2 protein-coding genes and 1 pseudogene are annotated in these 849 nt (G+C 40.2%); all 3 read right to left on the bottom strand.

Annotated features, from left to right (window positions below; genetic code table 11):
- On the bottom strand, positions 1–255 hold a 255-nt coding region (locus ACFINZ_RS10300; protein WP_375701462.1), incomplete at its 3' end, for an NAD(P)-binding domain-containing protein.
- 54 nt (positions 256–309) lie between these two features.
- Positions 310–555, bottom strand: coding sequence for a hypothetical protein (locus ACFINZ_RS10295; protein WP_011181065.1), 246 nt, complete (start codon positions 553–555; stop codon positions 310–312).
- 102 nt (positions 556–657) lie between these two features.
- Positions 658–849, bottom strand: a pseudogene (locus tag ACFINZ_RS10290) (YraN family protein); the annotation flags it as partial.

Genomic DNA, 849 nt, shown 5'->3' with positions numbered 1-849 from the left:
TGGACGAAAACGAAGAGAACGCAAGACCTCTTCTGCAATTTGGTTGGGAAGACAAAGAAAAACACAATCACAGACATCTAACAACGCTTGATTATTCTCAGCAATGATAACCTTATCATAATTGCGTGAAAGATGCTCTGCTCTTTTTGCATTGCGTGGTGAGAGGATAATGGAAGGAACATCAAAAACGCTTCTCATTAAACCATCAACCATTGAAGCACTGATTTTACCTGTTCCTAAAAAGCCAATTGTCATTTTTACTCCTCGCTCTCAAAATTTCCAAGGACACCCAACCAACGCTTTGCCATTTTAACTTACATAGATACTAATTGAAGATGCAACACAAAGCATGGCAAGAATAATCAATGTCAAATAAACTTTAGGTTTATCAAAGAGCACCGCAAAAGCGGAAAACCAACCAACAATCGCAGCCGCTAATGCAAATAAAAAACCTGGTTTATTCATAAGCACGATATGCATTGCCATTAAACCACCAATAATCAGCGCCCCAAAAACAATCAACAAACCCGTTGCAAACTTTTCATAATCATCCATCTTTCACTCCTCATAGCGCTCAAATTATTAGGCACTTTTTCTAACGCATGTGTATAAACAAGATATTTTCCATCTACCATGGTTAAAACGATAGAGAAACTCTTATTTATTAGACATAAAAAATGCTGGAATATGCTGCGGCCAACGCCACGGTAAAATGGCGATCAAATCGAAGCGTACACATAAAAGAGCACGATCTTTTTGCCGTGCCAACCAAATATCGGCCGCGGCCTCAATGCGCCTCTCATTCACCCGAGAAACAGCAGCCATCGCTTCAGCTAGTGTTGAACGCGC

It is taken from the genome of Bartonella sp. AA81SXKL (genome assembly GCF_042196945.1).
Taxonomy (GTDB): Bacteria; Pseudomonadota; Alphaproteobacteria; order Rhizobiales; family Rhizobiaceae; genus Bartonella.
This window is presented reverse-complemented; position numbering and strand designations above follow the sequence as displayed.

Coding starts and splice junctions, on each gene's coding strand:
- ACFINZ_RS10295 (WP_011181065.1), bottom strand. CDS start 555: ATGGATGATTATGAAAAGTTTGCAACGGGTTTGTTGATTGTTTTTGGG.